Below are 19571 nucleotides of genomic sequence, written 5' to 3' on the forward strand. Positions count from 1 at the left end.
CTGGCCTCATTCGCGGGCATGCCCGCTACCACAGTGAGTACAGTGCGTACACTGTGGGAGCGGGCGTGCCCTCGCAGAAAACTTCAGGTCAGAACATCGCCGCCGACAACTTGCGACGATACACGCTGACCAGCGGGTGATCCCCACCCAGCAACTCGAACACTTGCAGCAACGCCTTTTGCGGCAACCCGTTCTCATAACCACGGTTACGCTGGAACAGCTTCAGCAACCCCTCCAGCGCCGCCTCATACTGCTGGCGAGCCAGTTGCTGGATGCTCAGCTGATAGGCCGCCTCGTCATCCTGCGGGTTCTGCGCCAGTCGGCTTTTCAGGTCGGCCACTTCTGGCAGGCTGGCGGCCTGGCGCAGGAAGGTCAGCTGAGCCTTGGCCCCGGCCAACGCAGCCTTGTGCTCGTCGGTCTTGACCGCATCCAGCACCACCTGGGCTTCACCCAACTCCCCGCGCTCGGCCAGGCAGCGGGCGTACAGGATCAGCGCCTCGGCATTGCTGTTGTCCTCACCCAGCAGCGCCTGCAGCAGCGCTTCGGCCTCGGCAAAACGGCTTTCGGCAAACAGCGCCTTGGCTTGTTCCAGCGGCGAAGCAACGGGCGCGGCAGGCAGTTGCACGTGCGGTTCGAGCATGGCGCGGATCGCCGACTCCGGCTGTGCACCGGCAAAGCCGTCCACCGGTTGACCGTCCTTGAACAGCACCACGGTCGGCAGGCTGCGGATGCCGAACTGGGCAACCACCTGTTGCTCCACGTCGCAGTTGATCTTGGCCAGCAGCAGCTCGCCCTGGTAACCCTCGGCGATCTTCGCCAGCAGTGGCATCAGTGCCTTGCACGGCGCACACCACTCGGCCCAGAAGTCCACCAGCACCGGCTTGTGGAAGGAGTTCTCGATTACCAGTTGCTGGAAGGTGGCATCGGTGGCGTCGAAAATGTAAGGCGTGTCTTGGGTCATCGCGACTCTCGCAAACTGGTGAATTGCACCACTATAAGGTGTCGCGACTGGCGTGGTACAGGCTGACCCGGCGGAATTCGTGCGGCTCGGCCAGGTCCGGCAGGGTCAGCGCTTCCAGCACGCCCAACGGCTGGTACAGCGGGTGGCTGAAGTCGCGTACCCGCGAGTCGGCCACCAGCGCCTGGCGCCCGCGCCCGAGGAAGGCATCCAGCAGCGGCAGGTTGGCGCGGTCGTACAGCACATCGGCAACCAGGATCAGGTCGAAGCGGTCGTCTTCGGCGAAGAAGTCATGGCTGTAACCCAGTTCTACCCCGTTCAGCGCGGCGTTCGCGCGGCAAGCATCGAGGGCCAGCGGGTCGAGGTCACAGGCCACCACTTCCAGCGCACCGGCGCGGGCGGCGGCAATGCCGGCGATACCGGAGCCGGCGCCAAAGTCCAGCACGCGCTTGCCGGCTACCCACTCCGGGCGCTCGGCCAGGTAGCGCGCCATGGCCAGGCCGCTGGCCCAGCAGAAGCTCCAGTAGGGCGGGTCTTCAAGAATGCGCCGGGTCTCCTCGCTGCTGAAGGCACGGTCCATGTTCTGGTCGTCGATCAGCCACAGCTTCAGGTCGCAGCCGGGCAGTTCGCTGATGACCAGGCGCGCTTCGCCGATCAGGCCGCTGAGGGCCTGTTGCAGGGCTAGCGGCGCCACTTACGGCGCCTTCTCGAAACGCAGCGGGCCGATGGCCTGGGTCTGGGCCTGGGTAATGCGCACCGGCGGCAGGTGCATGATCAGCTGGCCGGAGCGGCTGGCGCGGCCACGCAGCTCGACCCGGGCACCGGCGGGGAAGGCCTCGGGGTTGAAGCGCAAGTGGTAGGGCAGGGCCTGGCCAGTGCCGGTCAGGTTGCTGCTGGCCAGCAGGCGTTGTGGGCGGTCGCGTTCGTCGATGACCAGCAAGGCCAGCTCCACGTCGGCACCGGCCGGGATCTCCAGCAAGGTGCCGCTCAGCTCGCGCTGGTAGGCCGGCAGCGGGCCCAGTACTTCGGCCGGCTTGGCCGCGCGGGCGGGCGTGGGGGCCGGAGGGGTGTCGGGCTTTGGCCTGTCGCTGCCGCAGGCGGCGAGCAGGGCGGCGCAGCACAGCACGACGAGCGCTCGGTAGTGCATGGGGTAGTCCTTCACGGGCAGATTTCCCATGGATGTTAACCCCTTTGGCTTGTCTTGCCAGTGGGATGCGCTACCATGGCCCTCCCTTTTTTTGTTGCCTGCCACCATGCACTGTCCCTTTTGCGGTGCCAACGACACCAAGGTCATCGACTCTCGCCTCGTCGCCGAGGGCGAGCAGGTGCGCCGCCGCCGCGAATGCGTCGCCTGCGGTGAGCGCTTCACCACCTTCGAAACCGCTGAGCTGGTGCTGCCCCGGCTGATCAAGCAGGACGGCACGCGCCAACCCTTCGACGAAGATAAGCTGCGTGCCGGCATGCAGCGGGCACTGGAAAAGCGCCCGGTCAGCGTCGAGCGCCTGGAAGCGGCGTTGGCGCATATCAAGAGCCGCCTGCGTGCCACCGGTGAGCGCGAAGTCAAATCGCTGGTGGTGGGTGAAATGGTCATGGCCGAGCTGCGCAAGCTCGACGAAGTGGCCTATATCCGTTTTGCCTCGGTTTACCGGCGCTTCCAGGACCTCGACGAGTTCCGCGAAGAAATCGACCGCCTGGCCCGCGAGCCGGCTAAAGAGTGAACATGCCCAGCCAAGCTGCCATCCTCGACGCCCACTACATGGCCCGCGCGCTGGAGCTGGCGCGCAAGGGCCTGTACACCACCCACCCGAACCCGCGTGTAGGCTGCGTGATCGTGCGCGATGGCGAGGTGGTTGGCGAAGGCTGGCATGTGCGCGCCGGCGAGCCGCATGCCGAGGTGCATGCCCTGCGCCAGGCCGGTGAGCGTGCTCGTGGCGCCTGTGCCTATGTCACCCTTGAGCCCTGCAGCCACCATGGCCGCACGCCGCCATGCGCCGAAGCGCTGGTCAAGGCCGGCGTGGCGCGGGTGGTGGCCGCCATGCAGGACCCTAACCCGCAAGTGGCGGGGCAGGGCCTGCGGCGCCTGGCCGAGGCCGGCATCGAAGTGGCCAGCGGCGTGCTCGAGGCCGAGGCCCGGGCACTCAACCCCGGTTTCCTCAAGCGCATGGAACATGGCCTGCCGTTCGTTCGCGCCAAGCTGGCCATGAGCCTGGATGGCCGCACCGCCATGGCCAGTGGCGAAAGCCAGTGGATCACCGGCCCGGCCGCCCGCTCGGCGGTGCAGCGCCTGCGCGCCCGTTCCAGCGTGGTGCTGACCAGCGCCGCCAGCGTGTTGGCCGATAACGCGCGGATGACCGTACGTGGCGCCGAACTGGGCCTGGATGCCGAAACCACCGCACTGGCACTCAGCCGCACACCGCTGCGCGTGCTGGTCGATGGCCGCCTGCGCGTGCCGCTGGATGCACCATTCTTCCAGGCCGGCCCGGCCCTGGTGGTGACCGCTGTCGCAGATGACCCGCGCTATGCCGCTGCCGGCCACGAACTGCTCAGCCTGCCGGGCGACAATGGGCAGGTAGACCTGCCGGCGCTGCTGCAGGCCCTGGCGGCCCGTGGCGTCAACGAAATCCTGCTGGAAGCCGGTGCCGGCCTGGCCGGCGCCTTTGCCCGGCAAGGCCTGGTCGACGAGTACCAGTTGTTCGTCGCCGGCACCTTCCTCGGTTCCCGGGCCCGCCCGCTGCTGGACTGGCCACTGGACAGGATGAGCGAAGCGCCGCGACTGAAAATTACCGAAATGCGCGCAGTGGGCGATGACTGGCGGGTCACGGCCATCCCCCTGCCGGCGCCCGGCGTATAATGCCAGGCTTGCCCCGCGCAAACCGTTTTTGAGGAAGACCCCATGTTCACCGGCATCATCGAATCCATCGGCACCATCCGCAGCCTGACCCCCAAGGGTGGCGACGTGCGCGTCTACGTCGAAACCGGCAAGCTCGACCTGGGTGACGTCAAGCTCGGCGACAGCATCGCCGTCAACGGCGTGTGCCTGACCGCCGTCGAATTGCCGGGTGACGGCTTCTGGGCCGACGTCAGTGTCGAAACCCTCAAGCGCACCGCCTTCATCGACCTCAAGAGTGGCAGCAAGGTCAACCTGGAAAAAGCCCTGACCCCCACCACCCGGCTGGGCGGGCACCTGGTCAGCGGCCACGTCGACGGGGTCGGCGAAATCATCTCGCGCAGCGATAACGCCCGCGCCATCCAGTTCCGCGTGCGTGCACCGAAGGAGCTGGCCAAGTACATCGCCCACAAGGGTTCGATCACCGTCGACGGCACCAGCCTGACGGTCAACGAGGTCAATGGCGCCGAGTTCGAGCTGACCATTGTCCCGCACACCCTGTCCGAAACCATCATGGCCGACTACCGTGCAGGGCGTCGGGTGAACCTTGAGGTCGACCTGCTGGCCCGTTACCTGGAGCGTTTGCTGCTGGGTGACAAGGCCGCCGAACCGAGCAAGGGCAGTGGCATTACCGAAAGCTTCCTGGCCGCCAACGGCTTCTTGAAATCCTGATTGAGAAGGGGGTGCCGCGTGGCGCTCAACAGCATCGAAGAACTGGTCGAAGACATCCGCCAGGGCAAAATGGTCATCCTCATGGATGACGAAGACCGCGAAAACGAAGGCGACATCATCATGGCAGCCGAGTGCTGCCTGCCCGAGCACATCAACTTCATGGCCAAGCATGCCCGTGGCCTGATCTGCATGCCGATGACCCGCGAGCGTTGCGAAACGCTGAAGTTGCCGCTGATGGCGCCGCGCAACGGCTCGGGCTTCGGCACCAAGTTCACCGTGTCGATCGAAGCCGCCGAAGGTGTCACCACCGGCATCTCCGCCGCTGACCGCGCGCGCACCGTGCAGGCGGCCGCCGCCAAGGATGCCAAGGCCGAAGACATCGTCAGCCCTGGCCACATCTTCCCGCTGATGGCCCAGCCTGGCGGTACCCTGGCCCGTGCCGGCCACACCGAAGCCGCCTGCGACCTGGCGCGCATGGCCGGGTTCGAGCCGAGCGGCGTGATCTGCGAAGTGATGAACGACGACGGCACCATGTCGCGCCGTGCCGAGCTGGAAGTGTTCGCCGCCGAGCACGGCCTGAAGATCGGCACCATCGCCGACCTGATCCACTACCGCATGATCCACGAGCGCACCGTGCAGCGCGTCTCCGAGCAACCGGTGGAGAGCGAGCTGGGCGAGTTCAACCTGGTCACCTACCGCGACGCGGTGGAAGGCGACGTGCACATGGCCCTGACCCTGGGCAAGATCTGCGCCGAAGAGCCGACCCTGGTGCGCGTGCACAACATGGACCCGCTGCGCGACCTGCTGCTGGTCAAGCAACCGGGCCGCTGGAGCCTGCGCGCGGCCATGGCCGCCGTGGCCGAGGCCGGCAGCGGCGTGGTATTGCTGCTGGGCCACCCGCTGGACGGCGACGTGCTGCTGGCGCACATCCGCGAAAGCGCCGGCGATGCACCGGCCAAGGCACCGACCACCTACAGCACCGTGGGTGCCGGTTCGCAGATCCTGCGTGACCTCGGCGTGCGCAAGATGCGCCTGATGAGTTCGCCGATGAAGTTCAACGCGATATCCGGATTCGATCTGGAAGTTGTAGAATACGTGCCCTCCGAGTGACTTGAGGCGGCAGTGACGCCCTCCAGCTCGAGTCCATACCCCTGTCGAGGCCGCCAGCATGCGGCCTCGCTCTTGAAGATGAGAATATCGGAATGACCCTGAAGACCATCGAAGGTACCTTCATCGCCCCCAAAGGTCGCTATGCTTTGGTGGTTGGCCGCTTCAACAGCTTCGTCGTCGAAAGCCTGGTAAGCGGTGCCGTTGATGCCCTGGTACGCCACGGTGTCAGCGAAAGCGACATCACCATCATCCGTGCCCCGGGTGCATTCGAAATCCCGCTGGTGGCACAGAAGGTCGCCCAGCAAGGCGCCTACGACGCGATCATCGCCCTGGGCGCGGTGATTCGTGGCGGTACCCCGCACTTCGAATACGTGGCGGGCGAATGCACCAAGGGCCTGGCCCAGGTGTCCATGGAGTTCGGTGTTCCGGTGGCCTTCGGCGTACTGACCGTCGACTCCATCGAGCAAGCCATCGAGCGTTCCGGCACCAAGGCCGGCAACAAAGGTGCTGAAGCTGCCCTGTCCGCTCTGGAAATGGTCAGCCTGCTGGCGCAGTTGGAGGCCAAGTGATTAGCGACGAAAGCGATCGTTTCAACCCGCGCGATCCAAAACCTGCGGATGCCGGCAAGCCCTCGAAGAGCGCCAAGCGCCGCGAAGCCCGCAAGCTCGCGACCCAGGCGCTGTACCAGTGGCACATGGCGCAGCATTCGCTGAACGAGATCGAAGCGCAGTTCCGGGTCGATAACGATTTCTCCGATGTCGACGGCGCTTATTTCCGCGAGATCCTGCACGGGGTCCCGGCGATCAAGAGCGAAATCGACAGCGCCCTGAAGCCATGCCTGGACCTGGCACTGGAAGAGCTCGACCCGGTCGAGCTGGCCGTGCTGCGTCTGTCCACCTGGGAGTTCATCAAGCGCGTCGACGTACCGTACCGCGTGGTGATCAACGAAGGTGTCGAGCTGGCCAAGGTCTTCGGTGCCACCGACGGCCACAAGTTCGTCAACGGCGTACTGGACAAGCTGGCCCCGAACCTGCGCGAAGCAGAAGTCAAGGCGAACAAGCGCTGATCCTGGCGCTTGCGGACCATGGGTGAGTTCGAGCTGATCAGCCATTACTTCGCCGCCGCGCCTTGTGCGCAGGGCGGTGAAGGTGTGGCCCTGGGCATCGGCGACGACTGCGCCCTGCTGAGCCTTCCCGCCGGCGAGCAACTGGCGGTGTCTACTGACACCCTGGTCGCCGGGGTGCATTTTCCGGCTGTGTGCGACCCGTGGTTGCTCGGCCAGCGCTCGCTGGCCGTGGCGGCCAGCGACCTGGCGGCCATGGGCGCCACCCCCATCGGTTTCACCCTTGCCCTGACCTTGCCCGAGGTCAGCGCCGACTGGCTGCAAGCCTACGCCAGCGGCCTGAACCGCATGGCCGGCCATTGCCAGCTGAGCCTGATCGGTGGCGACACCACCCGTGGCCCCCTGAGCATCACCATGACCGTATTCGGCCGGGTGCCGGCGGGGCAGGCGTTGCGCCGTGACGGCGCTCGCCCGGGCGACCTGCTGTGCGTGGGGGGGGAGCTGGGTAACGCGGCAGGGGCCTTGCCGCTGGTACTGGGCCAGCGCCAGGCCGATGCCGCGCTGGCGCAACCGTTGCTCGACCATTACTGGTCGCCGTCGCCGCAGTTCGCCCTGGGGCAGCTGCTGCGCGGGTGTGCCACCTCGGCACTGGATATTTCCGACGGCCTGCTGGCCGACTGCGGGCATATCGCCAAGGCCTCCCGCGTGGCGCTCGAGGTGAACCTGGAGCAGGTGCCGGTGTCATCCGCCTTGCAGGGTTTCCTCGGCGCCGAGGCGGCCGTACAGGCGGCGCTGACTGGTGGCGACGACTATGTGCTGGCGTTCACCTTGCCGCCAGGCGAGCTTTCATCCCTGCAGGCACAAGGCCTGGCGGCATTCCACGTCATCGGGCGGGTGCTCGAAGGGCAGGGGGTCAGCCTGCGCGACCGGCAGGGCCAGGACATCACCCCGCGGCAACGCGGCTATCAACATTTTAGGGAGACACCGTGACCGATCACCCCAACCAGGTGCCTGCGGAGTTCGTTCCGCCTTCGGTCTGGCGCAACCCGTGGCACTTCATCGCCTTCGGCTTCGGCTCCGGTACCTTGCCCAAGGCGCCGGGCACCTGGGGCTCGCTGGTGGCCATACCGTTCATCCCGCTGTGGCAGATGCTGCCCGACTGGGGCTACTGGCTGTTGCTGGGCGTGAGCATGCTGTTCGGTTTCTGGCTCTGTGGCAAGGTCGCCAATGATTTGCGCGTGCATGACCACGAAGGCATTGTCTGGGACGAGATCGTCGGCATGTGGATAACCCTCTGGCTGGTGCCGGAAGGCTGGCAATGGCTGCTGGCGGGGTTCCTGATGTTCCGCTTCTTCGACATCCTCAAACCGTGGCCGATCCGCTGGGTCGACCGCCATGTGCATGGGGGCGTCGGGATCATGCTCGACGATATCCTGGCCGGCGTGTTTGCCTGGTTGGGCATGCAGGTTCTGGTGTGGGCGGTTGCCTGATACAGGGAGTGCGTAAATGGCCATGAGGGCGATGCTGCTGGCAATGCTGCTGAGCCTTGCCCCTTGGGCGGCGGCTGCCGAGGGTGTGCCGAAGCAGGTCCACCTGGTCAGCGAGGAGTGGCTCGACTACACCAACGCCGACGGGACCGGGGTGGCCTGGGACGTGCTGCGCAAGGTGTTCGAGCCGGCCGGGGTCAAGGTGGTGATCCAGAGCGCGCCCTACAGCCGTGCCATCGGACTGGTGAAGCGTGGCGAGGCTGATGCCTGGGTAGGCTCGTACAAGGAAGAGAACGACGACAACCTGTACCCGCGCTGGCACTTCGACATGGACCATATCTACGCCCTGGGGCTGGCCAGCAAGCCCGTGCCTACCCTGGAGAGCGTGGGCAAGTACCGCCTGGCCTGGGTGCGTGGCTACGACTACGGCAGCTACCTGCCGAACGTGCACGAGTTCCGTGAAGTCCAGCGTCGTGAGGGCATCTTGCCGATGCTCGAGCATGACCGTGTGGACTTCTACATCGACGCCCTGACCGAGGTCGACTACGTGCTCGGCCAGACCTCCCAACCCGAGCGCTTCCGCCGCACCCACGTAGTCGACCTGCCGCTGTACCTGGCCTTTGCCCGCAACGACCAGGCCCGGGCCCTGCGCGACCTGTTCGACAAGCGCATGGCCGAACTGGTGCGCAGTGGCGAGCTGAAGGCGATTTTCCAGCGCTGGCAGCAGCCTTATCCGTTCAGTCCGGACAGCAAACCGCATTGAACAACCCGTTTCATGGGCTCCCACAGGATTGAGTACAGACCTCTGCTAAGCATCGAACTTTTCGATCTTAAGCCACGGTATTCAGCCAGCCCACATCCCCCAACCTGCTGATACAATCGGCCCACGAGAAATTTTCAACTTATTCCAGGAGCACAACGTGCCCGTCGTCTTTGTTGCCGCCTCTAAACTCCCGACTCCCTTCGCGACCTTCACCATGCATGGCTTCCTTGACGAAGCCACTGGCCGTGAGCATGTGGTGCTCAGCCTGGGTGACATCGCGGACGGCCAGCCGGTGCTGGGGCGCCTGCACTCCGAGTGCCTGACCGGCGATGCCCTGTTCAGCCAGCGCTGCGACTGCGGCTCGCAGTTGGAAGCCGCGCTGCAAGCCATCGCCCGTGAAGGCCGTGGCGTGCTGCTGTACCTGCGCCAGGAAGGCCGTGGCATCGGCCTGCTGAACAAGATTCGCGCCTACGAGTTGCAGGATGGTGGCGCCGACACTGTCGAGGCCAACGAGCGCCTGGGCTTCGCCGCCGATCAGCGCGACTACGCCATGTGCCTGCCGATGCTGGAGCACCTGGGCGTGAAGTCGCTGCGCCTGATGACCAACAACCCGCGCAAGGTCAAAGCCCTGACCGACATGAACATCGTTGTCGCCGAGCGCGTACCGCTGCACACCGGGCACAACCCGCACAACCGCTACTACCTGGCGACCAAGGCCGGCAAGCTGGGCCACATGCTGGGTAACGAGCACCAGGGCGAGGTGCCCCAGGCGTGACCCGCGCCGAGGTCAAGCGGCGCCTGGCGCTGGCCTGGTGGCAGTACCTGGCGGTGGGCCTGGTGCCGCTGCCGGTGATGGCCTGGGCCTTCGGTGGCGGTGATGCGCTGGCCTCGGTGCTGGCCATGCCACTGTTCATTGCCGGCGCGGCGACCATGTTCCTTAGCTTGCCGCGCTTCGGTGCCTACAAGCACGCCCTCATTGCCACCTCAAAGGTGCTCGGCACTGGCGAAGAGCCAGCCGCCTGGATCGAACTGGCGCGGGTGCGGCGCCTGGCCATGCTGTATGCCTGCTTCCCGGCCTGGGTCGCCGCCCTGTCGGTGCTGGTCGGCCTGGAGGTGGTGCCGCAGATCCTGCTGGCGTTGTCCTCCGTGGTGGTGCTGTACCTCTATCGCATTCCCCGCCAGCTCGGCTGATGCGCCTGCTGCCCGGCCTGCTGGCGCTGTTCGCCTGCTCCGCACTGGCCGGTGAACCCCTGCGGGTGGTCAGCCTGGCCCCATCGATGAGCGAGATCATGCTCGAACTGCAGGCCGATGATCTGCTGGTAGGTGTGCTCGACGGTGGCGAACGGCCGGCGGCGCTGCGCGGGTTGCCCTCGGTGGGGCGCCAGGGGCAACTGGACCTGGAGCGCCTGCTCAGCCTGCGCCCCGACCTGTTGCTGCTGTGGCCGGGCAGCGTGCCACCGGCCCAACGCGACCAGCTCAAGCGCCTGGGCATCGCCACCTTCAGCGCCGAACCCCATGATATCGACCAGCTGATCGAGCAGATCGAAGCCATCGCCGGGCGTATCGGCCGTGCCGACCAAGGCCATCGGTATGCCCAGGCCCTGCGTGACCGGCTGCGGCAGCTGCGCCAGCAGTATCGACGTGACGAGCCTTTGCAGGTGTTCTACCAGGTATGGGACCGACCGCTGTATACGCTCGGTGGCCGGCAGGTGGTCAGCGATGCCCTGGCCGTGTGCGGGGCGCGTAACGTCTTCGCCGATCTCACCCAGCCGGCGCCGCAGGTCAATGTGGAATCTGTGCTGCTGCGCAACCCGCAGGTCATTCTGGCGGGTGATGAAGCGCAGCTGGCGAGCTGGAAGGCCTGGCCGCAATTGCGTGCGGTTGCCGATGATCGTTTGCTGGTGGTGCCCGACAAAGGCCTGGAGCGGCCCAGTGGGCAGATGATCGAAGCTACGGCGCGCTTGTGTGCGCTGCTCGAGGCTAAAGCGCCAACGTCCAAGTGAGCTTTTGCGAGGGCTGCGCCCTCGATCGCGACGCAAGGCCGCTCCCACAGGGACTGCTTGCACGACCTTTGTGGGAGCGGCCTTGTGTCGCGAAAGGGCCGCAAAGCGGCCCCAGGGATTACAACCCGAGCCTGGCCATCCGAGCCTTCACCGAAGCCTCGATCCCGGCCGCATCCAGCCCACACTCAGCCAGCATCTGCGCAGGTTTGGCGTGCTCGACATAGATGTCCGGCAACCCCAGGTGCAGCAGCGGTTTCACGATCGCCTGGCTGGCCAGGAACTCACCAACAGCCGCACCGGCACCGCCCATGATGGCGTTCTCTTCGATGGTCACCAGTAGCTCATGGCTTGCGGCCAGCTCCAGCACCAGTGCCTCGTCCAGCGGTTTGACGAAACGCATGTCGACCACGGTAGCGTTGATCTGCTCAGCTACCTGCATGGCCTCGGCCAGTTGCACGCCGAACACCAGCAAGGCGACTTTCTCGCCCTGGCGACGGACCACGCCCTTGCCGATTTCCAGCGGCTGCAGGTCACCGCTGATCGGCGCGTTCGGGCCGGTGCCACGTGGGTAGCGCACAGCCGCCGGGCCGTTGTACAGGTGGCCGGTGCTGAGCATCTTGCGCAGCTCGTTTTCGTCGCTTGGGGTCATCACCAGCATGCCCGGGATGCAGCGCAGGTACGACAGGTCGTAGCTGCCCGCGTGGGTCGGGCCGTCTTCGCCGACCAGGCCGGCGCGGTCGATGGCGAACAGCACGTCGAGGTTCTGTACTGCCACGTCGTGGATCAGCTGGTCGTAGGCGCGCTGCAGGAAGGTGGAGTAGATCGCCACCACCGGCTTGCTACCCTCGCAGGCCATGCCGGCCGCCAGGGTCACGGCATGCTGCTCGGCGATGGCCACATCGAAGTAACGCTCCGGGTAGCGCTCGCTGAAATCGACCAGGTCGGAGCCTTCCTTCATTGCCGGGGTAATGCCCACCAGGCGGTTGTCGGCGGCGGCCATGTCGCACAGCCACTGGCCGAACACCGCAGAGTATTTCGGGCCGCTGGCTTTCTTCGGTGCGGCGGGCTTGTCGGCCGGCTCCAGCTTGGTGATGGCGTGGTAGCCGATCGGGTCGAGCTCGGCCGGGGCGAAGCCCTTGCCCTTCTTGGTCACCACGTGCAGGAATTGCGGGCCCTTGAGGTCACGCATGTTGCGCAGGGTGGCGATCATGGTCGGCAGGTCGTGGCCGTCGATCGGGCCAATGTAGTTCCAGCCCAGTTCTTCGAACAGGGTGCCCGGCACCAGCATGCCTTTGGCGTACTCTTCGGTGCGGCGGGCGATTTCCCAGGCGCCCGGCAGGCGCGACAGCACTTTCTTGCTGCCTTCGCGCATGCTCGCGTAGGTGCGGCTGGAGAGGATCTTGGCCAGGTAGTTGGACAGGCCACCGACATTGCGCGAAATCGACATGTCGTTGTCGTTGAGGATCACCAGCATGTCGGCGTTGACTTCTTGGGCGTGGTTCAACGCCTCGAAGGCCATGCCGGCGGTCAGTGCGCCGTCGCCGATCACCGCGATCGACTTGCGAGCGCTGTTCTGCAGGCGGGCGGCAATGGCCATGCCCAGCGCGGCGCTGATCGAGGTGCTGGAGTGGCCGACGCCGAAGGTGTCGTACTCGCTCTCGCTGCGGCGCGGGAAGGCGGCGATGCCGTCCTTCTGGCGCAGGCTGAGCATGCGGTTACGGCGCCCGGTGAGGATCTTGTGCGGGTAGGCCTGGTGACCCACGTCCCACACCAGCCGGTCGTCGGGGGTGTCGAAGACGTAGTGCAGGGCGATGGTCAGCTCGATGACGCCCAGGCCGGCACCAAAATGCCCACCGGTCTGACCCACGGTGTAGAGCAGTTCCTGGCGCAGTTCGTCGGCCAGGGTCTCCAGGTCGGCTTCGGCCAGCCGGCGCAGGCCGGCAGGCGTGTCAGCGCGGTCGAGCAACGGCGTGACCGGGCGTTCGCGGGGGATCTCTTGAAACGTCGTGGGCATCAGGCGAGTCGTTATAGGTGTGTGAAGAGGCGGCAGTTTACCCCATTGTAGGAAATACTGCCCATTCAACCACGGGTTACGCGGCCCCTGTGGGAGCGGGTTTACCCGCGAATGCGGCGGTAAACTCAACATCGCATTCGCGGGTAAACCCGCTCCTACAGGGATTGGTGTCGTTGCTTAATTGCGGCGTTCGACGATGTAGCGTGCCAGCGCCCGCAGCGGCTCGGCCTTGTCGCCGAACCCACTCAGTGCGACCAGCGCCTGGTCGCGCAGTTCGATTGCATAGGCCTTGGCCGCTTCCAGGCCCAGCAGCGCAGGGTAGGTCGGTTTGTCACGGGCGATATCAGCCCCCTGGCGTTTGCCCAGGGTGGCGGTGTCGCTTTCCACATCAAGGATGTCGTCCTGCACCTGAAACGCCAGGCCGATGGCTTGCGCGTAGGTCTGCAGGGCATCCAGTTGCGCCTGTTCGGCGCGGGCGCTGGCCAGGGCACCGAGGCGCACGCTGGCTTCGATCAGCGCACCGGTCTTGTGCCGGTGCATGAACTCCAGCGCCTGCTGGTCCAGCTTCAGGCCCACCGAGCCCAGGTCGATGGCCTGGCCACCGACCATGCCTGCCGGGCCGGCCGCCTTGGCCAGGGCCTGGACCATGGCCAGGCGAATGCTGTCGGCCTGCGGGCTCAGGCGCGGGTCGAGCAGGGCGCTGAAGGCCAGGCTCTGCAAACCGTCGCCGGCGAGGATCGCGCAGGCTTCGTCGAAGGCTTTGTGGGTGGTCGGCTGGCCGCGGCGCAGGTCGTCGTCGTCCATGGCCGGCAGGTCGTCATGCACCAGCGAGTAGGCGTGGATCAGTTCCACCGCACAGGCTGCGCCGTTGGCCTGTTCGGCCGGGGCGCCCAAGGCTTCGCAGGCCGCGTAGGCCAGCAGCGGGCGGACGCGTTTGCCACCGTTCATCACGCTGTAGCGCATGGCGGCGTAAAGGCGTGCGAGCTCCTTGGTCGGGGCGACGAACAACGGTTCGAGGGCGGCGTCGACCCGTGCCTGGCAGCTGGCCTGGTAGGTGCCGATCATGCTTCCGGCTCCGCGTCGAAGGGCTGGGCAGCCAGTTCGCCATCGCGTTCCAGCAGGATCTGCACCTTCTGTTCGGCCTGGGCCAGGGCGCCCTGGCAATCACGGGTCAGGGCGATGCCTTGCTCGAAGGCGGCCAGCGACTCTTCCAGCGACAACTCGCCGTTCTCCAGGCGCTCGACCAGTGCTTGCAGGTCTGCGAGGGATTGCTCGAAATCGAGGGAGGCTTTTTTGCGGGCCATGGCGACTGTCTCGGTGGCATTCAGAACGGCGCGACACTAGCAGAGCGGGGCGGGGGGAGCAAACTTCCGGCAGCCTGAGGTTGGACTTGCCGGCCTCTTCGCGGGTAAACCTGCTCCCACAGGTACTGCGCCGGTTCCGAGTCTGCGCGGTCCCTGTGGGAGCGGTTTTACCCGCGAATGGGCCGCAAAGCGGCCCCGTGCGGTGGATCAGGCTGGCTCTGCTTCCCGCTCCAGCATGGCTTCACGGTACCGCGCCAGTTCCTCGATGGTCAGCACCGGCAAATTGTACTGCCGCGCATACACCGCCACCTGCTCGCCACGGGCCATCGTGCCATCGGGGTTCATCAGTTCGCACAGCACCGCCGCCGGGCGCAACCCGGCCAGGCGCGCCAGGTCCACCGAGCCTTCGGTGTGGCCACGGCGGGTCAGCACCCCGCCATTGCGGGCGCGCAGCGGGAACACATGCCCCGGGCTGACGATATGGCGCTGCTCCGCGGTGGAGCGCAGTGCCGCGCTTATGGTAGTGATGCGGTCCTGGGCGGAAACCCCGGTAGTGATACCTTCCGCCGCCTCGATGGTGACGGTGAAGCCGGTGCCATGGCGGGCCTGGTTGTTCTGCACCATGGGTGCCAGTTGCAGTTCGTCGACGGTGGCCTCGTCCAGGCACAGGCAGACGATGCCGCTGCAATCGCGAATCATCATGGCCATGGTCTGCAGCGAGATGTTCTCGGCGGCGGCGATGATGTCCGCTTCGTCCTCGCGGTCGTCGTCGTCGAGCAGCAGCACAGGGCGCCCGGCCTTGAAGGCGGCGATGGCGGCGCTGACATTGGGGAATTGCGGGTGGTGCATGGTGGACATGAAACGCTCCTCGTGAATGATCGATGAACGTCTCGGGGCGAACAAAATGCGCGCGCAGGGGCGCCCGGATGGCCCCTGCCTGACGCCTTCTTTCATCCGGACTATGACCGTCGGCTCTGGAGTCTCACCAGATCTGCTGACCCCCGGCATGGCCGGGGCGCTCGCGGGCTCATCTTTCGATTTACCGCCGGTGGGGACTTTCACCCCGCCCTGAAGACCGGTCAAGCATACAGCACATAGCCACCCCACTGGCAACCCGCGGCCCTACGACCTTTGGCGGTATCATGCCGGTATGCATTCGAGGAACAGCCGCATGAACATTCTCCAGGTCGCCGGCGGCAAGCCGGTCAAGTTGTGGACCGATGGCGTACCTGTCGAAGACGACGCCCGCAAGCAACTGCTCAACACGGCCAGGATGCCGTTCATCTTCAAGCACCTGGCAGTGATGCCCGACGTGCACCTGGGCAAGGGCTCGACCATCGGCAGCGTCATTCCCACCGTTGGCGCGATCATCCCCGCCGCGGTCGGTGTGGACATCGGCTGCGGCATGATCGCCGCGCGCACGTCGCTGCACGCCCGCGACCTGCCGGACAACCTGCATGGCCTGCGCAGTGCCATCGAACACGCCGTGCCACACGGCAAGACCTTCGGCAAACGTGACCAGGGCGCCTGGGCCGATGTGCCAGCCAAGGCGGACAAGGCCTGGGGGCAACTGGCCGGGCGCTTCAAGGCCATCACCGACAAGTACCCGCGGCTGGAGAAGACCAATAACCGCCATCACCTGGGGACGCTGGGCGGTGGCAACCATTTCATCGAGGTGTGCCTGGACGAGGCCGACCGCGTCTGGTTCATGTTGCACAGCGGCTCCCGGGGCGTGGGCAATGCCATTGGCAACCTGTTCATCGAACTGGCCCAGGCCGACATGCGCCAGCACCTGGTCAACCTGCCGGACAAGGACCTGGCGTACTTCGAGGAAGGCAGCCGCCATTTCGCCGACTATGTCGAAGCGGTGGAGTGGGCGCAGGACTACGCCAGGCAGAACCGCGAGCTGATGATGCTGGCGGTGGTCGGCGCGGCGCGCAAGGCGCTGGGCAAACCGTTCGAGGCCAGCCTGGAAGCGGTGAACTGCCACCACAACTATGTGCAGCGCGAGCAGCATTTTGGCCGAGAGGTGCTGGTGACGCGCAAGGGCGCGGTGTCGGCGCAGAAGGGGCAGCTGGGCATCATTCCGGGTTCCATGGGGGCCAAGAGCTTCATCGTGCGGGGGCTGGGCAACGAGGAAGCGTTCTGTTCCTGCAGCCATGGTGCCGGCCGGTTGATGAGCCGGACCAAGGCCAAGAGCCGCTTCACCGTGGAAGACCAGCGGCGGGCCACGGCGCATGTGGAATGCCGCAAGGACAAGGAGGTAATCGACGAGATACCCATGGCCTACAAGGACATCGATGCGGTGATGCGCGCGCAGCAGGAACTGGTGGAGGTGGTGCACACCTTGCGGCAGGTGGTGTGTGTGAAGGGCTGACAGGTTTACCGCGACATCCCCTCAATCGCGCCGGTAATAATCAGATTTTTCCCGTTGCGCGTAGGGCGTTGCTGAAATAGCTTCCTAGCGCCCTTGAGCCATTGCGGTGGTGTTCCTGGCGGCCTAGTGTGGCCCTGTCGTTGGCAAATCAGCGACCGGGCCTGCAAGCCCGCTCAGAGAACGATTACCGATCACCAATAGCCAATGGCATGCCATTGCGCGCGTTTGATGGTGGCTGCGTACGGGAGGTTTTCGAACCTGCCGGTTTCGTTCTCTGCCGGTCTTGCAGACCTGTACGTGGCCGCCACCCATCACACTGCAGGTAATGAGTGGCGGTTCTAGCCAGTCAATTCAGAACCTCACCATGCTTAAGATTGTTCCCGATCCACCCCACGTTATTCATTCCCTTGAAGACACCCTGATCCAGGCCACGGACTATGCGCTGTGTGTTGCGACCGTTGTGCCTCAGGCCATTGAGACTCGGACTTTGCACTGAGGCTTGAGTGATGTGTTGTCTGGGCGGGCCTCTTCGCGGGTAAACCCGCTCCCACAGGTTCATTACAAGCTTCAAGACTTGCACAGCTCCTGTGGGAGCGGGTTCACCCGCGAAAGGGCCGGCCCAGGCACTCGAGAAATTTCAGGGGGATTCAACAATGACCACAGAAGACACCCAGTTCACCGTCGGCAAAACCACCTTCTACCAGGGCGAAAACGGCACCCACCCGCTGTTCCGCATCGAGCCCGGCATCCCCTGCCGCGATGCCCGCGAGCAGTCCTCAGAGTTGATGGGCTATGTCCACGAACTGACCATCACCGGCCTGATGGATGAGAAACCGATGATGATCTGGGCTGCGCACTACCTGAGTGCGATGGCCAAGGCGCTGATGGATGATGCTGAGTTGGGCATGAAGCAGTGAGTGTTTGCTTTCAGGTCTCATAGGCGCTGCAAACCTGTCGGTATACACCTGTTGGCCCGCGAAGCTGCCTTCAGTCTTTATGCATGTGCTGCTTGCCATCGCGATGAGTATGCGCCTTTGAATGCCCCTCATCATGATGGCCTGCGCCCGAGGCCTGCTCGCCATGGTGGTCAGGCACGTTGTCGCCGTGCTGGCCTTCATGGTTGTGCATTTCACTTTCGCCACCACCATGCTGGTGGCCGCCACTGGCCGTGACCATTGTCTTGTACTGTTGGGCGTTCAACTGGGGTAGCTGATCCAGGAAGGCGACGATGCCCCAGATGTATTCATCACCCATGCTTTTGCCCCAGGCCGGCATGCCGGAGGCCTTGATGCCGTGCTTGATGATCCAGAACGCAGCCGCAGGGTCGCCACTGATCCCGCTCCTGGCAAGGTTGGGGGGTGATGGATACAGAGCCTGGCTGAGCTCGGTGTTCTCGACGCCGGGGGCGAGGTGGCAACCGATGCACATGGCATTGTAGTTACCGGCGCCGGTACGAATCAGCGCTTCATCTTTCAGGTCTGGCACCTCGATGTCCCTGGCCCGCACTGCGATCGAACGCTCCCGTGCCATGGCCAGAAAGGCATGCACGGCGGGGAAATGGGGATCATCGGCTCCGACATTGACCAGGCCGGAGTACGCGGCACCCAGCACGGCCACACTGGCCACTGCGCCTGCTGCAACAAGCGTTGTTATTGTTTTTTTCATGTCTGGCTCTCAAAACCACAGGCGAATACCGGCCACGAAACGCGCTTCATCCACATCACCACCCTCGTCGCGGATGAAATCGGCGGTTTTGCCGTAGGAGCGGTTCCAGGTGACGCCGATGTAGGGGGCGAACTGGCGGACAATTTCATAGCGCAGGCGCAGCCCGACTTCGGTATTGGCCAGGCCGGAGCCCACGCCGCGCCCAGGGTCGTTCTTGCCATAGAAATTGGCTTCAGCGGTTGGCTGCAGGATCAGGCGGTTGGTCAGCAGAATGTCGTAGTCGCCTTCCAGGCGCGCGGCAGTCTGGCCGTTCTCACCAATGAACGCAGTGGCTTCGGCCTCGAAGTCGTAAAGTGCCATGCCCTGGATACCGAACGCCGCCCAGGTCTGGGGAGATTCAGGCTTGAAATCCTGGCGCACCCCGGCAACCACATCCCACCATGGGCTGATCGAGCGGCCGTACAGCAGCTGCAATTCGGCATCCTCGGTGACACCGTTGGTGCGTTCACCTTCGGAGCGGATCCACAGACGGTTGATATCGCCGCCTATCCAGCCAGAAGCATCCCAGGCCAGCGTGCTGCCTTCATCGGCATCCTGGTACTCGAGCTGATCCAGCAGGAAGAAGCTGTTGATCGCACTGTCGTGCATCTGATGCCCGCCCAACGGCGGGAAGGCCGCCTGGCGGTCGGCATCGGTCAGCACCGGGATCGGGGTACGGCTGGTCGTCGGCGTATCCGCCGAGCCGTGGTTCATTTTCGAATGGTCCATCGCTCCATGGTTCATGGCTCCATGGTCCATAGCCCCATGATCCATGGTGCCGTGGTCCATGCCCTGCATGCTGCCATGATCCATCTTGCCGTGGTCCATCGTCGAATGGTCCATTTCTTCAGCGGCGAAGCTGGGCGCAGCCCCCAGCACGCCGAGCGAAACGGTCAATGCCAGCAGCGATGGTCGTGCCAGGCTATTGAGCATCTTTCCCTGCCTTAGCTTTATCGCTGCCATGCGATTGCATCATCTTGCCGTGGTCCATGCCTTGCATCGAGCCATGGTCCATACCTTTCATCGAGCCGTGATCCATCCCTTTCATGGCGCCGTGATCCATGCCCTTCATCGCACCATGGTCCATGCCTTGGGTGCCCTTGGCTTTTGCGGCATCGGCAGGCTGCTCGCCGTCGGACCATGATGACGGGGCATAAACGGCAAACAGGCCGGCCATTGCAGCAGAAAGGAAAAACGCGCTTCGTTTCATTGGTTTGCTCATCTCGGAT

24 protein-coding genes and 1 riboswitch are annotated in these 19571 nt (G+C 65.0%); of the genes, 14 read left to right on the top strand and 10 right to left on the bottom strand.

Annotation, left to right across the window (positions count from 1 at the left end):
• Nucleotides 1–88 precede the first annotated feature (88 nt).
• The 3 genes from trxA to M2S36_RS00305 are packed head-to-tail and all read right to left on the bottom strand — an operon-like array spanning nt 89 to nt 2105.
• Nucleotides 89–961 (bottom strand): thioredoxin, encoded by an 873-nt coding sequence (gene trxA / locus M2S36_RS00295; RefSeq protein WP_207832743.1) that lies wholly within the window; start codon nt 959–961, stop codon nt 89–91.
• Between the two features lie 31 nt (nt 962–992).
• Nucleotides 993–1652 (bottom strand): class I SAM-dependent methyltransferase, encoded by a 660-nt coding sequence (locus tag M2S36_RS00300; protein ID WP_207832744.1) that lies wholly within the window; start codon nt 1650–1652, stop codon nt 993–995.
• On the bottom strand, nt 1653–2105 hold the full coding sequence (locus M2S36_RS00305; protein ID WP_063911066.1) for a YbaY family lipoprotein: 453 nt from the start codon (nt 2103–2105) through the stop codon (nt 1653–1655). It lies immediately after the preceding gene.
• A 106-nt stretch (nt 2106–2211) separates the two neighbouring features.
• On the opposite strand from M2S36_RS00305, the gene nrdR reads away from it, so the two are divergent.
• The 12 genes from nrdR to M2S36_RS00365 all read left to right on the top strand — a co-directional run bounded on the left by nrdR (nt 2212) and on the right by M2S36_RS00365 (nt 10943).
• Entirely contained in the window at nt 2212–2676 is a 465-nt protein-coding gene (gene nrdR, locus M2S36_RS00310) for a transcriptional regulator NrdR (RefSeq protein ID WP_009685710.1), read from the top strand.
• Nucleotides 2677–2678: 2 nt separating this feature from the next.
• A complete protein-coding gene (gene ribD / locus M2S36_RS00315; protein ID WP_207832747.1) occupies nt 2679–3809 on the top strand; it encodes a bifunctional diaminohydroxyphosphoribosylaminopyrimidine deaminase/5-amino-6-(5-phosphoribosylamino)uracil reductase RibD in 1131 nt (376 codons plus the stop codon).
• Between the two features lie 42 nt (nt 3810–3851).
• Complete coding sequence (locus tag M2S36_RS00320) at nt 3852–4517, top strand: riboflavin synthase (RefSeq protein WP_003255399.1); 666 nt, start codon at nt 3852–3854, stop codon at nt 4515–4517.
• Between the two features lie 18 nt (nt 4518–4535).
• Nucleotides 4536–5627 (top strand): bifunctional 3,4-dihydroxy-2-butanone-4-phosphate synthase/GTP cyclohydrolase II, encoded by a 1092-nt coding sequence (gene ribBA, locus M2S36_RS00325; RefSeq protein ID WP_016484697.1) that lies wholly within the window; start codon nt 4536–4538, stop codon nt 5625–5627.
• A 92-nt stretch (nt 5628–5719) separates the two neighbouring features.
• Nucleotides 5720–6196 carry a 6,7-dimethyl-8-ribityllumazine synthase gene (gene ribH / locus M2S36_RS00330; protein ID WP_003255395.1) on the top strand — a complete coding sequence of 159 codons (477 nt, stop codon included), beginning with the start codon at nt 5720–5722 and terminating at the stop codon, nt 6194–6196.
• Nucleotides 6193–6693, top strand: a complete 501-nt coding sequence (gene nusB, locus M2S36_RS00335; RefSeq protein WP_013970674.1) for a transcription antitermination factor NusB — start codon at nt 6193–6195, stop codon at nt 6691–6693. The genes ribH and nusB overlap by 4 nt, the downstream gene beginning before the upstream one ends.
• A gap of 18 nt (nt 6694–6711) precedes the next feature.
• Nucleotides 6712–7680, top strand: coding sequence for a thiamine-phosphate kinase (gene thiL / locus M2S36_RS00340; RefSeq protein ID WP_333956458.1), 969 nt, complete (start codon nt 6712–6714; stop codon nt 7678–7680).
• Nucleotides 7677–8180, top strand: coding sequence for a phosphatidylglycerophosphatase A family protein (locus M2S36_RS00345; RefSeq protein WP_004376077.1), 504 nt, complete (start codon nt 7677–7679; stop codon nt 8178–8180). The genes thiL and M2S36_RS00345 overlap by 4 nt, the downstream gene beginning before the upstream one ends.
• 16 nt (nt 8181–8196) lie before the next feature.
• On the top strand, nt 8197–8940 hold the full coding sequence (locus M2S36_RS00350) for a substrate-binding periplasmic protein (protein WP_207832751.1): 744 nt from the start codon (nt 8197–8199) through the stop codon (nt 8938–8940).
• Nucleotides 8941–9097: 157 nt separating this feature from the next.
• Nucleotides 9098–9715 carry a GTP cyclohydrolase II gene (gene ribA / locus M2S36_RS00355; RefSeq protein ID WP_003260612.1) on the top strand — a complete coding sequence of 206 codons (618 nt, stop codon included), beginning with the start codon at nt 9098–9100 and terminating at the stop codon, nt 9713–9715.
• Nucleotides 9712–10131, top strand: coding sequence for a hypothetical protein (locus M2S36_RS00360; RefSeq protein ID WP_063911070.1), 420 nt, complete (start codon nt 9712–9714; stop codon nt 10129–10131). Before ribA ends, M2S36_RS00360 begins: the two co-directional genes overlap by 4 nt.
• Nucleotides 10131–10943: a cobalamin-binding protein gene (locus tag M2S36_RS00365; protein WP_207832753.1), complete on the top strand. Its 813-nt coding sequence runs from the start codon at nt 10131–10133 to the stop codon at nt 10941–10943. Before M2S36_RS00360 ends, M2S36_RS00365 begins: the two co-directional genes overlap by 1 nt.
• Before the next feature lie 118 nt (nt 10944–11061).
• Here M2S36_RS00365 and dxs read toward each other — a convergent pair whose 3' ends face one another.
• The 4 genes from dxs to ribB all read right to left on the bottom strand — a co-directional run bounded on the left by dxs (nt 11062) and on the right by ribB (nt 15119).
• Complete coding sequence (gene dxs, locus M2S36_RS00370; protein WP_063911072.1) at nt 11062–12957, bottom strand: 1-deoxy-D-xylulose-5-phosphate synthase; 1896 nt, start codon at nt 12955–12957, stop codon at nt 11062–11064.
• Between the two features lie 177 nt (nt 12958–13134).
• A complete protein-coding gene (gene ispA, locus M2S36_RS00375) occupies nt 13135–14022 on the bottom strand; it encodes a (2E,6E)-farnesyl diphosphate synthase (protein WP_207832755.1) in 888 nt (295 codons plus the stop codon).
• Nucleotides 14019–14261 (bottom strand): exodeoxyribonuclease VII small subunit, encoded by a 243-nt coding sequence (locus tag M2S36_RS00380; protein ID WP_003255380.1) that lies wholly within the window; start codon nt 14259–14261, stop codon nt 14019–14021. Before M2S36_RS00380 ends, ispA begins: the two co-directional genes overlap by 4 nt.
• 207 nt (nt 14262–14468) lie before the next feature.
• Nucleotides 14469–15119: a 3,4-dihydroxy-2-butanone-4-phosphate synthase gene (gene ribB, locus M2S36_RS00385; RefSeq protein WP_207832758.1), complete on the bottom strand. Its 651-nt coding sequence runs from the start codon at nt 15117–15119 to the stop codon at nt 14469–14471.
• An 80-nt stretch (nt 15120–15199) separates the two neighbouring features.
• A riboswitch (FMN riboswitch) is annotated at nt 15200–15341 on the bottom strand.
• 91 nt (nt 15342–15432) lie between these two features.
• Here ribB and M2S36_RS00390 point away from each other — a divergent pair.
• On the top strand, nt 15433–16638 hold the full coding sequence (locus M2S36_RS00390; RefSeq protein ID WP_233694718.1) for an RtcB family protein: 1206 nt from the start codon (nt 15433–15435) through the stop codon (nt 16636–16638).
• Between the two features lie 653 nt (nt 16639–17291).
• Entirely contained in the window at nt 17292–17555 is a 264-nt protein-coding gene (locus tag M2S36_RS00395) for a DUF3077 domain-containing protein (protein WP_207832764.1), read from the top strand.
• A gap of 70 nt (nt 17556–17625) precedes the next feature.
• Here the strand turns inward: M2S36_RS00395 and M2S36_RS00400 are convergent, their stop codons facing one another.
• The 3 genes from M2S36_RS00400 to M2S36_RS00410 are packed head-to-tail and all read right to left on the bottom strand — an operon-like array spanning nt 17626 to nt 19564.
• Nucleotides 17626–18303: a c-type cytochrome gene (locus tag M2S36_RS00400; protein ID WP_233688207.1), complete on the bottom strand. Its 678-nt coding sequence runs from the start codon at nt 18301–18303 to the stop codon at nt 17626–17628.
• A gap of 9 nt (nt 18304–18312) precedes the next feature.
• Nucleotides 18313–19275, bottom strand: a complete 963-nt coding sequence (locus M2S36_RS00405; protein ID WP_333956469.1) for a copper resistance protein B — start codon at nt 19273–19275, stop codon at nt 18313–18315.
• A complete protein-coding gene (locus M2S36_RS00410) occupies nt 19265–19564 on the bottom strand; it encodes a hypothetical protein (protein ID WP_233694721.1) in 300 nt (99 codons plus the stop codon). The genes M2S36_RS00405 and M2S36_RS00410 overlap by 11 nt, the downstream gene beginning before the upstream one ends.
• Nucleotides 19565–19571 lie beyond the last annotated feature (7 nt).

It is taken from the genome of Pseudomonas sp. SF2 (assembly GCF_036858055.1).
Lineage (GTDB): Bacteria > Pseudomonadota > Gammaproteobacteria > Pseudomonadales > Pseudomonadaceae > Aquipseudomonas.